Genomic DNA, 14,484 nt, shown 5'->3' with positions numbered 1-14,484 from the left:
AATGAGTGCGCGGTCAACATGTTTAGGCGTTTGAGTAGATATTTCGTTCGCCTAACCAGCGCTCGATTATTGATTTTGCATTGCTTGGGTATTGATCATGTATGAATCTGGCCATTCGTTGAATCTCAGGGATAAGCCTCTGATCTCTGATTAAGTCAGCGATCTTCAAATCGGCAATGCCTGTTTGTTTTGTCCCCAAGAGTTCTCCCGGACCTCTAATTTCCAAGTCACGTTGGGCGATAACAAAGCCATCATTGCTTTCACGTAATACACTTAAACGTTTTTGTGCTGTTTTTGAAAGAGGAGAGTGATAAAGCAATACACAATGACTCGCAATCGTTCCACGCCCGACACGTCCGCGAAGCTGGTGAAGTTGAGCAAGCCCTAAACGTTCTGGGTTTTCGATAATCATCAGACTGGAATTGGGAACATCAACGCCGACCTCAATAACGGTTGTCGCAACCAATAAATGCAACTCATTGTTTTTGAACTGCAACATTACGGCTTGTTTTTCTGCTGATTTCATTCGGCCATGCACTAAACCTATTTTTAGGTCTGGTAGTTGCCTTTGTAGCTCTTCTGCCGTATCCGCAGCCGCTTGCGCTTCTAGTACCTCAGATTCATCGATAAGCGTGCAAACCCAATAGGCTTGCTTCCCTTCTTTTAGGCAAGCATTTTGAACCCTATCGATAATCATGCTTCGTTTTGTATCTGGGATCGCCACCGTTTGAATTGGTGTTCTCCCTGGTGGTAATTCGTCAATGATTGACGTTTCTAAATCGGCATAGGCTGTCATTGCCAAGGTTCGAGGAATGGGGGTCGCGGTCATGATGAGTTGATGAGGAAAAGAGCCTTGCGCTTCTCCTTTTTCTCGCAACTTTAACCGTTGATGAACACCAAATCGATGTTGCTCATCAATAATGACTAACGCCAGTTGGTTGAACTCTACGTGGTCTTGGAAGAGGGCGTGGGTTCCTACCACCATTTTAGCGTCGCCAGAGACAATTTTATTTAACTCTGTTTGTCTGGTTTTTCCTTTCAATTTTCCCGCTAACCAAGCAACTTGAATACCTAAAGGCTCTAACCAATTCGTGAAATTTATGGCGTGCTGCTCTGCTAACAATTCGGTTGGCGCCATGAGTGCCACTTGGTACCCATGTGATATTGCTCTTACTGCCGCCAGTGCAGCAACCAATGTTTTACCTGAACCTACATCACCCTGTACTAAACGCATCATTGGGTGAGGTTTAATTAAGTCGGCTTCTATCTCTTCAACCACTCTGTTTTGTGCATTAGTGGGGGAGAAAGGCAACTGAGCCAAAAGTTTTTCTTTAAGACCCCCCGTTTCAGGTAAAGGCAATGCAGTGTCTTGTTGGCCTTTGTTTCGAATCGCGAGCATGGATAAATTTTGGGCTATCAATTCTTCAATAATAAGACGTTGTTGAGCGGGTGTTTTTCCTTCATCAAAATCGTCTATATTAATATTTGGTGGTGGGCGATGGATAGTGTGCAGCGCTTGAGCTAATGTGAGTTGATTGTTATACAGACCATTAGGAAGAAGCTCTTCAACGGCTGATTTGTCTAATAATAATAGGGCTTGCTCACTGAGGTTTCTAAGGGTGTTTTGTCTCAGCCCTTCTGTTGTTGGGTAGACCGGTGTTAGATTTTGCTCGATATCCGGTGTGGTTGCTGGTGCAAAAAATTTATAGTCTGGATGTACAATTTCCAAGCCATAATTACCACGTTTTATTTCCCCATAAGCGTGAACCTGCTTGCCCTCTGAGAAGTTGTTTTTCATCCCAGCAGTGAAATTAAAAAAGCGTAGGGTTAATGTACCATTGCCGTCGCTTATTTTTACGCTGAGCATTTTTTTTCGGCCAAAGATAGTATCGACGCTCATTACTTTTCCCTGAACGGCAGCCCATAGACCGGAATGAACCTTCGCCATTGGGTAAATTCTAGTGCGGTCTTCGTAACGTAAAGGCAGGTGAAACAGAAGGTCTTGAACGGTATGTAAGCCCACTTTCATCAACTTCTCGGCAACCTTTGCTCCAACACCAACTAATGATGTGATTGGAATAGCGGATAAAAGCTGTGACATAAGTAAACTCACTTTTTAGTTCTTAGCCCTGACATTCAAGCATCTTACTGTCTATTTGTACAGGTCTTTAAGTTTGGCAATAGTATGGCGCAGTTAGAACTAAGCTCCAATAAAAAAGCACTCTAAAGAGAGTGCTTTCAAAGTATGGAAGTAATTCTAGCTCACTTACTGTAGACCAAGTTTTTTCTCAAGGTAATGAATGTTAGCACCGCCATGTTGGAAGTTTTCATCATTCATAATTTCTAGTTGCAAGGGTATGTTGGTTTTTATGCCTTCGATGATCATTTCACTTAATGCATTTTTCATACGTGCAATGGCCACATCACGGTTCTCTCCGTAGGTAATAAGTTTGCCTATCATCGAGTCGTAATGAGGTGGAACCGTATAACCAGTATAGATATGTGATTCCCAACGAACCCCCATACCACCTGGTGCGTGGAATCGGTTGATCGTACCCGGGCAAGGTAAGAAGCGCACAGGGTCTTCAGCGTTGATTCGACATTCGATTGAGTGTCCGCTTAGCTTTATATCGTCTTGAGTAAATGACAGTGGCTGACCTGCTGCAACACGAAGCTGTTCTTTAATTAGATCAACACCGGTCACCATTTCAGTGACTGGGTGCTCTACCTGAATACGAGTATTCATTTCGATAAAGTAGAATTCACCATTCTCATACAAGAACTCAAAAGTACCTGCACCACGATAGTTAATTTCAATACATGCACGGGTACAACGTTCGCCTATGAACTTACGCATTTCGGCAGTAATACCTGGAGCAGGGGCTTCTTCCACTACTTTCTGGTGGCGACGTTGCATTGAACAATCACGCTCACCAAGATGAATTGCACCACCTTGACCATCAGCAATAATTTGCACTTCAACGTGACGAGGGTTTTCAAGGTACTTCTCCATGTAAACCACTTCGTTGTTAAATGCCGCTTTTGCTTCTGCACGTGTCATTGCGATGGCTTCAACGAGATCGGCTTCACCACGAACAACACGCATGCCACGGCCACCACCGCCACCAGAGGCTTTGATAATTACCGGATAGCCAATACGCTTTGCGTGGGCTTTGTTAAGGCTTGCATCATCATCCAGAGGGCCGTCAGAACCAGGTACACATGGCACACCTGCTTTCTTCATTGCGCTAATCGCTGATACCTTGTCACCCATTATGCGGATAGTTTCTGCTTTAGGGCCGACAAAAATAAAGCCGCTACGTTCAACTTGCTCTGCAAAATCTGCGTTTTCAGACAAGAAGCCGTAACCCGGGTGAATAGCAACCGCACCGGTCACTTCCGCCGCTGAAATAATGCGAGGAATATTCAGGTAGCTATCAATACCACGAGCAGGACCGATGCAAATAGATTCATCGGCTAACAATACGTGTTTTAGGTCTCGGTCAGCGGTGGAGTGAACCGCCACTGTTTTGATACCTATTTCTTTACAAGCGCGAAGTATACGAAGTGCAATTTCACCTCGGTTCGCGATGACTAATTTATCCAGCATAGTGAATCGCCTCTATTATTCGATAACAACAAGTGGTTGATCGAATTCTACTGTTGCGCCGTCTTCGATTAGAATTGCGGTTACAACACCAGATTTATCAGATTCGATTTGGTTCATCATTTTCATTGCTTCTACGATACCAATCGTATCGCCAGCAGAAACAGATTGGCCCACTTCAACAAATGATTTTGCTTCAGGGCTTGGAGAGCGATAGAAAGTACCGACCATTGGCGAAAGAACTTTATGACCAGCAGGTTCTGCTTTAACGGGGGCTGCTTCTGCTAATACTGGAGCCGCGGCTGCAGGTGCAAGTGCGGTAGCCGGCGCGGCATATTGCATAGGCGCAAATTGTGCTGGGCTGTTACGGCTGATGCGTACTGATTCTTCACCTTCTGAGATCTCAAGTTCGCAAATACCAGATTCTTCTACTAGTTCGATAAGTTTCTTTATTTTACGTATATCCATCTTTTCGTTCTCTTTATCTGTTGGACGCCTTTACTCTATGACAGAGTGAAGCGAAATTAGTTCTTTACGATTTTGACGTCAGTTGTTCTATCGCTGCCGTCAAAGCAAATTGGTAACCTTGAGCACCGAGCCCACATATAACGCCTATCGCCTTATCGGATAGATAAGAGTGATGGCGAAAAGGTTCACGAGCATGAACATTGGACAAATGTACTTCGATAAACGGAATGGCCACACCTAACAGAGCATCACGCAGTGCAACACTGGTATGGGTAAATGCAGCCGGATTGATGATAATGAAATCAACATTATTATGAGCGGCATGAACGGCTTCTAGCAGTTCATATTCTCTGTTTGACTGTAGGTGCTGAAGTTCAACACCAGCACTATTGGCCTGAATTATTAAACTATCCACTATCTGATCTAGGGTCTGTGAACCGTAGTGACCAGGCTCTCTAACCCCTAATAGGTTAAGATTTGGACCGTTTAAAAGTAGAATGCGTAACTTTGCAGTCATCTTGTGCCTATCTTCCTTTAATTAGATCTGATTCAATATATCTATAATATTATAGACAGTTTTAATAATTTTTCAGTCAATTTTCAATCATTCATCATTTTAGACCCCGATTATAGCTAATTCACTGCAAATAGCAGCATTTTACTGGTCTAATCTCTTTGTTCTCAGCTTTGTAATTGTTACAGAGTTAACATTTTTGACAACTTGTCGAACAAAAATTATCCATAAAAGAAGGTGTTTTATCGAAGTTTAGATGCGCCGATTTAAACGGTGGCTGAGTTTAAGACAAAAAAAGCGCTACATAAAGTAGCGCAAATAGTTGAAGTTATCTTACTTATGATTCTTAAGACATATCTGCTTTTTCAGCGATAAGCTTGTCAACAACACTAGGGTCGGCGAGTGTTGATGTGTCGCCTAGGTTGCTTGTATCACCTGTTGCAATTTTTCGCAGTATACGACGCATGATCTTGCCTGAACGAGTTTTTGGTAGAGAATCAGTCCAGTGAAGTACATCTGGTGTTGCAATTGGGCCTATCTCTTTGCGAACCCAGTTTTTTACTTCTTTGTGCAGTTCTGCACTTGGGTATTCACCATCGTTCAATGTGATATATGCGTAAATTGCTTGGCCTTTAATATCATGAGGAACCCCCACAATGGCGGCTTCAGCAATCTTGCTAAAGGCCACAAGTGCAGATTCGATCTCTGCCGTACCCATACGGTGGCCAGATACATTCAATACATCATCAACACGCCCAGTGATCCAGTAGTACCCGTCCTCGTCTCGACGAGCGCCGTCACTGGTAAAATACATGCCTTTAAATGTAGAGAAATAAGTCTGTTCAAAACGGTCATGGTCGCCGTAAATGCTACGCATCTGCCCTGGCCAAGAATCGAGAATAACGAGGTTACCCTCTGCTGCACCCTCAACGATGTTACCCATGTTATCGACAAGCGCGGGTTGAACACCAAAGAATGGCCGTGTAGCGGAGCCCGGTTTTAATTCTGTCGCTCCCGGAAGAGGTGAGATGAGAATACCGCCCGTCTCGGTTTGCCACCATGTATCCACTATGGGTGATTTCTCATTACCAATCGTCTTGTAATACCATTCCCACGCTTCTGGGTTTATCGGCTCACCGACAGAACCCATAATGCGAAGGCTGCTACGGTTGGTACCTTTAATCGCCTCGTCGCCTTTCGCCATAAGGGCGCGGATAGCGGTTGGTGCCGTATATAAAATAGAGACTTGATGCTTGTCTACCACTTCGCTCATTCGGCTGGTATTGGGGTAATTTGGTACACCTTCAAACAAGATAGTTTTAGCGCCGTTTGAAAGAGGACCATAAACGAGGTACGTATGACCAGTTATCCAACCTACGTCTGCCGTACACCAGAAAGTATCGCCTTCATTGTAGTCAAACACATACTTAAAGGTCATGGTGGCATAAACGAGATAACCACCAGTGGTATGCAGCACGCCTTTCGGTTTACCTGTAGAGCCTGAAGTGTAAAGAATAAATAGTGGGTCTTCTGCTTTCATCTCTTCTGGTGGACAGTCATCTGAAGCTTTCGCTGTTGCTTCGTGCCACCATATATCACGATGTTCGTGCCAATCTATATCACCACCAGTACGCTTAAGTACCATCACTTTACTGATGTTTTTTACTTCTGGATTCGTTAATGCTTCATCAACGTTTTTCTTAAGTGGAACGGCTCGTCCTGCGCGAACGCCTTCATCCGCGGTGATCACAACTTTTGCATCAGAGTCAATAATGCGCCCTGAAAGTGCTTCGGGCGAGAAGCCACCAAATACAACAGTATGAACGGCTCCGATACGAGTACATGCCAACATGGCAATCGCGGCTTCTGGTACCATCGGCATGTAAAGACAGACCACATCACCTTTACGAACGCCGGCTTCTTTTAATGCATTAGAGAAACGGCATACTTCTTTATGTAGTTCATTGAAGGTAAGGCTCTTATCTACATTAGGATCGTCACCTTCCCAAATAATCGCGACCTCATCCCCTTTGTCTGCAAGATGGCGGTCAATACAGTTAGCAGAGACATTAAGTGTGCCGTCCTCAAACCAACGAATATCAACATGACCGGTATCAAATGAAGTGCTTTTGACATGGGTGAAAGGTTTTATCCAATCAACAATCTTGCCGTGTTCCCCCCAGAATCCTTCTGGATCGCTGACAGACTGTTGATACATGGATAAATAAGTATCGTTATCTGCATGGGTCAGGGCTTTAATACTATCTTTGACTGGATACACACTCATTGCTTCTCTCCTTGTGATTTAAGCAAACTTCCATTGAGTTCATTTTGATAAGCATTGTGCTAATGATTTTTATAACCCAATTAATAGCTATAACTGTCGGTTAATACGCGTTTTTTCTCAATTAGACTTTAGGATAAATTGAGACGTTGGGTCGTTCAATATTGGTTATTTTTTGAATTTTTTTATTAACTTGTGCTGCGGGTTATAAATATCAGCGGTATAACTAAAAAAGTTACCGCATATAAGCCGAGCTTAGTGTTGGCAAATCACCATAAGTTAATCGAACATAGACTAATGCGGCAGAAATGGCATCTTGCAGTGCGTCATGTTTATTGTCTTGAGGCGGTAGGTTCAGATGCTTGCATATCGCATCTAAACTTAAATCAAAATAGGCATTAGGAAGGTGTTTCTCTAACATTTCATGATAGATATGACTGACCTCTATGAGCTTGTTGGGTAATGGAAACCCAAGCTGTTTTTTACACGCGATATCTAATATCGTCTTATCATAACGGATGTGGTATCCGACTAATGGACGATTGCCTATAAATGTGATTAGTGCTTTTAGCGCTTCTTTTTCGCTTATACCGTCGATGAGATCTTGGTGGCGGATGCGGTGAATTCGTACGGAACCCGAATCTAAAGACTGCGGTGCTCGAAGGCGTACATGGAATGGTTCGCTGGTAATGATCCTATTACCAATGATCTTGGTTGCAGCAATAGTGACCAACTCAGCCCTTTTAGGATCTAAGCTGGTTGTTTCACAATCAAGAGAGACTAACTCTTGATTCATAGGTGCAGCGAAGAGGTCACGGTAAGGTGATTCTTTGAGTTTGTAGTGCCACCAGTTGCGCCTAAGCCAATTCATGCCTAATCCCTAATTTGATAATGATAACCGAGCCACTGCTTGAATTTCTTCACCACGTGTAGGCTGTGTCTAAGTAGGTCACGTTCGGTTCTGTCTAATAGTTTTAGTTCTATCTTGTTGTGGCTATGTTGTTGGGACAATTGTTGTGTCAGACGAAGTTTTAGGAAAAGTTTTAATGCTTCGCTGAGGTTCTCTGCGGTTTCTTTTTCCAACACGCTCTTCTCTTGAAGAGCAATAAGTCTGTCGAAGGTGTTATTCACATCAAGGGCATGCTCTAGGCTCAAAGCCCTAACCCCATGAACGATCGGAAATATACCTCCTCCTTTGATATCGACCCCTTCTTTGGATGATTTAACTTTTCCTAATAGGGTAAGTGGTATCGAAAAATTCAGGGCAGGGCGAGTAAATTCAGCGAGAATCAGTTCTTGATTTGCCATTCGTTTGATTAAGTAGTTTTTAATTGGCGTGAGTAGCGCCTTATTACCCGCAACTGCATGGGCATCTGCGACGATGGCAAGTTTCATTACCTGTTCGGGTCTTGCTGCTGATATCCAACTGCTGAGTGTTTTTTCCCAGTCAGCGCTATGCTTTACCCAATCTGGGTTATTTACCATTACTTTGCCCGGACAGAGTGGATATCCAAGCTGTTGTAGCGTGTGTGTTAAGTTACTCATAATAGAGGATAGGTTTGCTATCTCTATATCATTTTTGATGATTAGGGCGTTATCTTGATCGGTTTTTAGTATCTGCTCTCCACGACCCTCTGAGCCTAAAACAATCAGGCAGATATCATCATGGTTAGCGGGTGGAACGACGAGCTCAAACGCTTTTTCAATTATCTGCTCATTGACCGCAGAGATTAACTCCATGATAAATCGAGTACGAATACCGTTGGTGATTAAGCTCTCAACTAAGTTTCTTTGTTTGTTTGCAGCAAGCGCTAACTCATCAATACTGCTCGCTCGCGCAATGCTTAGCGTCAGAACATGAGAATGGGTAGAGAATGCACTTAATATTTGGGTCATATCTAACATGCCTACGGCGTCATTCCCTTCACATACCATCACCCTTTTCATTTTCTGTTTTGTCATGGTTATCATCGCATTAAACAGGAAATCGCCGTCATCAACATGGAATACAGGGAAGGTGGCTATATCACCAACCGCGGTGTCCATCGGTTGTTCTTCTAACATGACGGCGTGCAGCATATTGGTTCTGGTTACAATGGCATACGGATGTTCGTTGGCGTTTTCTAACACTCTTTTGTCGTTATCACTAAGTCTAACAAGTGCTGCATCTACGCCCTTTTCTTTTAGCATTTTTGTGACGTCTATTAAGGGAAGCTCAGGTTCAAGGACTAAAGGAGGGTGATAAATGGTGCTATCCACCTTGGTCAAAATGAATTCTGCAAGGTTTTGTTGCTGTTGAGCCGCCTCAATTAGCTCTTGGCGCTTTGCTAAGTTGGTGTCAAAGTAGGCGGCAAACTGACCATTTGCATTGTACAGATCGAGAAACTTTTGAGTAGGTAATAGATAGGACAATGTATCCTCTAGCGCGACATATTTATGTTTTGCGAAGTCATCAAATTGAGAGCGAACGTCAAAAATATCGTCGTTTGCGTAATGGGCAAATATCTCCAGATCGTCGGCTGAGCGTTCTTCTACCGCCCCTTTGATTAAAATATGCAAAAAATGATATTTTTCACCCGCCTTCAGTAGTACGTCTTTTTCTCTGTAATAGGCGACATCAAGAGAAGAACGTAAATCTAGCTGCTGTGTTTCAGATAGACGGTTAAAAGGGGGTGATTGCATATTAAATTTGTCAGGCATGGCAAGATTTACTCCTAGTAAAACCTTACTTACTAGTCTGGCAAGTTTCTCCTTAACCTCCAGACGACTTTGGTCTAATGGTGGAATAATAGGGAATGGAAAATTAACAATTGTTCCCTTTTTAAGTTAAGGGATCGTAGGCATAATGACGGCGATTTCTATAACACTCTAAATAGCTAGGTTAATTATGTTTTCCCCATCGCCTTATGGCTGGATTTCGCAGTACTTTATTGGTTTCTTTTTCGCTTACGGCGTATATATCCCATTTTGGGCACTCTGGTTTAAAGAGCAGGGCGTCTCGGCAAGTGATATAGGTTTGTTGATGGGGCTGGCATTCGCGACTCGATTTATTGCGAACCTTTTCATTACACCTAGGCTACATAAAGTAGAGCACCTACTTCCGGCTATACGTTGGCTTAGCTTCTTTTCCGTTATTTTTATCTGGTTTCACTTCTTCACTGGTGGAAACTTCTGGATGATGGCGGGTGCCACCATTCTGTTCAATCTTTGCTGTGGTCCTGCAATCCCTCTTTCTGATGCGATGACAAATTACTATGCGAAGCTTGGCAAACTCGATTACGGAAGAACGCGTTTGTGGGGTTCTATCGCCTTTATATTTGGCTCAACCGTCGTGGGTTACCTAATTTCGTTATATGGCACAGATATGATTGTTCATACTGCGTTAGCGGGTACCGCTGTTGGTCTTTTATTGTCTATGCGAACCCCTAACCCTCCGCCCATCAGTGTGACTGATGAGGATTCGGTTAGACCCAAATTGCTTGCTCTGGTAAAGAGACCGGATGTGTTTCGATTTTTAGTTTTACTCTCCCTTATCCATGGGAGTCATGCTGCGTATTACAGCTTTAGTACCATCTACTGGAAATCGATAGGTCACCCAGAGAATGTGATTGGTTACCTATGGAGTATTGGTGTTATTGCAGAGATTACAGTCTTTGCAACCAGCAGAAGGCTGTTTAGCGGTATGAGCTTGCGAACCATGTTCTTGATTGCGTCTGCGGGTATTGCACTGCGTTGGTCTTTAACCGCTACGGTTACTGATGTTTGGGCATTGGGTGTGATTCAATTATTGCATGGTGTGACGTTTGCAACTGCACATTTAGCGGCCATTCGATATATTCAGCGAGCAAAACAGAACGAAATGGTGCCTTTACAGGCGCTGTACAATGCCATTCCTATGGGCGCTTTTACTGCGGTAATGACGGCACTGAGTGGCGTAGGTTTCGAGTTGTGGAACGCGAACGTATTTTGGGTTATGGCTTCAATGGGTATTTTGGCGCTCTTTGTTAGGGTTGATCCAAAAAAAGGGCTACCTGAGCCACAGATTGAGAGCTAACCACCTGAGAATTAACAGTTGTTTTACTACACTAAAACCGGAATCGAGTATTCCGGTTTTTTTTGTGTCTAAAAACGGTTCAAGGAAGGTTTAATGCAAGGATGGATTGTTGTTCCTGTGACTTTAGCGTATCTCGGGATTCTATTTTTAATCGCATGGTACGGTGACAGGCAAACCAAGTGGTTGTCGCGTTGGCGTCCGTGGATTTATAGCCTATCTATTGCTGTGTACTGTACCTCATGGACATTCTATGGAACCGTTGGACAAGCCAGTAATAACCCATGGTCATTTCTTCCGATTTATATTGCTCCAATTTTAGTCTTTGTATTTGGCTGGCGAGTACTCGCGCGGCTTATATTAATTGCCAAACGAGAACACATTACCTCTATCGCTGACTTTATAGCGGCAAGGTACGGAAAATCACAAGGTTTAGCGGTTACCGTTACCTTGATAGCGGTGGTGGGAATATTGCCTTATATTGCACTGCAATTAAGGGGAATAACGATGGGGTTAGATATCATCGCCCCAGAACTCACCTCTAAGCTAGGTTATGAAGACGGCCATGTATCTTGGTTTGTTGTGGGGGCGTTGGCGGTATTTACCATCCTATTTGGAACGCGTCATATCGACAATACAGAACATCATCGCGGTATGATGATGGCCGTTGCTTTTGAATCCATCGTGAAACTTGCGGCTTTTTTGGTGGTGGGATTATTTATATTTTATCTCGCATTGAGTAGCCCTGAAATAGAATTAGTCGACATAGCGATAGAGACCTACAAACCACCTAACGTTCCAGCATTAGTCATACATACTTTATTGACGATGGCGGCGATAGTCTGCTTGCCAAGGCAGTTCCACACTATGGTTGTTGAAAATGAACGAGCACAGGATCTCCATGTTGCAAGGCGTGTATTTCCTGCTTATCTCGTGCTCATTGGGTTGTTTGTTTTGCCTATTTCGTGGGTAGGGCAAAGCCTTTTAGCGGGAAGTCCTGCTGATGCATATGTGATCAGTTTGCCGCTTTCTGTAGGAGCAAATGACATTGCACTATTGGCATTTTTAGGTGGAACATCGGCCGCGAGCGGTATGGTGATTGTCTCTACCATTGCCCTAGCCATTATGGTCTCTAATGATCTCGTTTTTCCACTGTTACTTCGTAGGATAAAACTTTCCCATCACGCTCATACTCACTTTTCAGGGCTATTGCTTAATGTTCGTCGGGTATTGATTCTGCTTATTTTATTCGGTGCTTGGGGTTTCTACATGGCGCTGGATAACATCCGGTCGTTATCGATTATTGGTTTGCTCTCTTTTGCGGCGATTGCCCAATTTTCTCCTGCACTTATTGGTGGTATGTATTGGCGATTGGGTAACAAAAAAGGTGTCTACGTTGGTTTGTTGGCTGGCTTCACAATCTGGCTCGTCACTCTCATGAGCCAAACCAGTATGTTGGCTGGTGATTCAGAAAGTAATTTTTTGTTGTGGATTATTCGACCCCCACAATTTTTAGTGGATTGGTCACTTACTTCATCGGATTGGGGGATGGCACTGAGTGTCATCGTCAATACTCTCTGTTATGTACTCATTTCACTGGTAACACGCTCTAGCCTAAGTGAGCGCTTACAATCTGCTGCCTTTGTTGGAACACCGTTGCCAGAAAGTGAAAATATAAGTTTGTACCAAAGTCGAGTTACGGTTTTGGAGCTTGAAATGTTGGCTGGCCGATTTGTCGGTCGAACTCGGGCGCGAACGGCCTTTAACCATTATTGGCGACAAGAAGAACATACCTTGCAACCTAATCAGCAGGCTTCATCTGGGTTGATTCGTCATACTGAAAGAGTATTAGCTGGCGTCTTCGGCGCGTCTTCCGCTAAGTTAGTGCTTACTTCTGCTCTTCAAGGCAAAAACATGCAATTGGAAGAGGTAGCGACCATAGTAGATGAGGCATCTGAACTGTATGATTTTAGTCGTGGGTTGTTGCAAGGTGCGATTGAACATATTAGCCAAGGGATTACTGTCGTCGACAAACAGCTTCGGATCGTGGCATGGAACCAGAGATATATAGAGTTGTTTGAGTTTCCGTCGGGGTTAATTCAGATCGGGAGGCCGATAGCAGAGGTCATTCGTCACAATGCTCAAATGGGGTTGTGTGGCCCTGGTGATCCAGAAGATCATGTTCGCAAGCGTGTCTATCACTTAGAGTGTGGCACGCAGCATACTTCCTCGCGTGTCTATCCAGATGGTACGGTTATTGAAGTGCAAGGTAATCCTATGCCCGGTGGTGGGTTTGTGATGAGTTTTTCTGATATCACCGTATTCCGGGAAGCCGAAAAGACGTTAAAAGAGGTGAATGAGAACCTAGAGTCGAGAGTACTAGAGCGAACGCAAGAGCTCGAAGGCCTTAATAAACGGTTAGTGTCCGCAACACGGAGTGCAAATACCGAATCACAATCTAAAACACGGTTCTTAGCGGCAGTAAGCCATGATTTAATGCAGCCACTTAATGCAGCACGGCTTTTTGCGTCGTCACTTTCAGAGGTGGCAAAAGAGAGTGAAACCAAGCAATTGTCTACCCACATAGAAAGTGCATTGGGTGCGGCGGAAGAGTTAATTGGTGACCTATTGGATATATCTAGGCTTGAATCAGGAAAATTGAAAACGGATATAAGAGGATTTAAACTCAACGAAGTCTTGAATAACCTTAATGCAGAGTTTAGTGCGTTAGCCAAGCAACAAGGTATTGATTTCAAAATGATTCCATCCAACCTCATTGTTCAATCCGATCCCAAGTTGTTACGTCGTGTGCTACAGAACTTTTTAACAAACGCCTTTCGGTATAATCCGAAAGGGAAGGTGTTATTGGGTACTCGTAGGATAAAAGGTCAGGTAAGAATAGAAGTTTGGGATAATGGCGTTGGAATTGCCCAAGAGAAACAATCGGAGATCTTTGATGAGTTTACCCGTGGTGATCCAAGCCATGTTTCCCAAGGACTTGGTATTGGTCTCGCTATTTCTCGAGGTATCGCTCGAGTATTAGAACATGATATTGGTCTGCGTTCATGGCCTAGTGAAGGTTCCGTTTTTTCAATTATGTTGGATCGAGGTGAAATCACTGAGGCTGATACCGTGACAGTTCCAACACAAAATAATACAGCATTATTAAATGTTAAGGTGCTTTGCGTGGATAACGAGCGAGATATACTTTCTGGGATGAGAAATTTAATAGAGCGATGGGGGTGTGATGTTCGAACGGCACAAGATCTAGTCGAAAGCCTACAGTTGATACACGATGATTGGATTCCTGATGTAATATTTTCTGATTATCGATTAGATAATGACAGGACAGGACTAGAGGTGCTACAGCAGTGTAGATTGCGTTTAGGTGATAGTTTTGAAGGCATCATCATCAGTGCGGATCGAACGGAAGATATGCTAAGTGCGATAAAATCGAACGGGTTCGGATTCATCGCTAAACCAGTTAAACCACTAAAACTTCGAGCCGTTCTTAACAGAGTTAATGGATAGGTACGTTACCCACCATAAGTGAATTTAAG

General features: G+C 43.6%; 9 protein-coding genes. 2 read left to right on the top strand and 7 right to left on the bottom strand.

The window, feature by feature from the left end; all coding sequences use genetic code 11:
• Positions 1–22 precede the first annotated feature (22 nt).
• The 7 genes from recG to IUZ65_RS15610 all read right to left on the bottom strand — a co-directional run bounded on the left by recG (position 23) and on the right by IUZ65_RS15610 (position 9,573).
• Complete coding sequence (gene recG, locus IUZ65_RS15640; protein ID WP_195704589.1) at positions 23–2,101, bottom strand: ATP-dependent DNA helicase RecG; 2,079 nt, start codon at positions 2,099–2,101, stop codon at positions 23–25.
• A gap of 165 nt (positions 2,102–2,266) precedes the next feature.
• Complete coding sequence (gene accC, locus IUZ65_RS15635) at positions 2,267–3,610, bottom strand: acetyl-CoA carboxylase biotin carboxylase subunit (RefSeq protein WP_195704588.1); 1,344 nt, start codon at positions 3,608–3,610, stop codon at positions 2,267–2,269.
• 15 nt (positions 3,611–3,625) lie between these two features.
• Positions 3,626–4,075 (bottom strand): acetyl-CoA carboxylase biotin carboxyl carrier protein, encoded by a 450-nt coding sequence (gene accB, locus IUZ65_RS15630; RefSeq protein ID WP_195704587.1) that lies wholly within the window; start codon positions 4,073–4,075, stop codon positions 3,626–3,628.
• A gap of 64 nt (positions 4,076–4,139) precedes the next feature.
• Positions 4,140–4,592 carry a type II 3-dehydroquinate dehydratase gene (gene aroQ, locus IUZ65_RS15625; RefSeq protein WP_195704586.1) on the bottom strand — a complete coding sequence of 151 codons (453 nt, stop codon included), beginning with the start codon at positions 4,590–4,592 and terminating at the stop codon, positions 4,140–4,142.
• Between the two features lie 343 nt (positions 4,593–4,935).
• Complete coding sequence (gene acs, locus IUZ65_RS15620; RefSeq protein WP_195704585.1) at positions 4,936–6,876, bottom strand: acetate--CoA ligase; 1,941 nt, start codon at positions 6,874–6,876, stop codon at positions 4,936–4,938.
• Positions 6,877–7,108: 232 nt separating this feature from the next.
• Complete coding sequence (locus IUZ65_RS15615; protein WP_195704584.1) at positions 7,109–7,744, bottom strand: 3'-5' exonuclease; 636 nt, start codon at positions 7,742–7,744, stop codon at positions 7,109–7,111.
• A 2-nt stretch (positions 7,745–7,746) separates the two neighbouring features.
• On the bottom strand, positions 7,747–9,573 hold the full coding sequence (locus IUZ65_RS15610) for a DUF294 nucleotidyltransferase-like domain-containing protein (protein WP_195704583.1): 1,827 nt from the start codon (positions 9,571–9,573) through the stop codon (positions 7,747–7,749).
• A gap of 187 nt (positions 9,574–9,760) precedes the next feature.
• Here IUZ65_RS15610 and IUZ65_RS15605 point away from each other — a divergent pair, with 187 nt between their 5' ends.
• Both IUZ65_RS15605 and IUZ65_RS15600 read left to right on the top strand, forming a co-directional pair.
• Complete coding sequence (locus IUZ65_RS15605) at positions 9,761–10,927, top strand: 3-phenylpropionate MFS transporter (protein ID WP_195704582.1); 1,167 nt, start codon at positions 9,761–9,763, stop codon at positions 10,925–10,927.
• A 93-nt stretch (positions 10,928–11,020) separates the two neighbouring features.
• A complete protein-coding gene (locus IUZ65_RS15600) occupies positions 11,021–14,455 on the top strand; it encodes a PAS domain-containing hybrid sensor histidine kinase/response regulator (protein WP_195704581.1) in 3,435 nt (1,144 codons plus the stop codon).
• Positions 14,456–14,484 lie beyond the last annotated feature (29 nt).

Origin of the sequence: Vibrio sp. VB16, from assembly GCF_015594925.2 — a bacterium.
Classification (GTDB): Bacteria; Pseudomonadota; Gammaproteobacteria; order Enterobacterales; family Vibrionaceae; genus Vibrio.
Note: the sequence above shows the minus strand (reverse complement) of the source record. Positions and strands in the feature narration are given on the sequence as shown.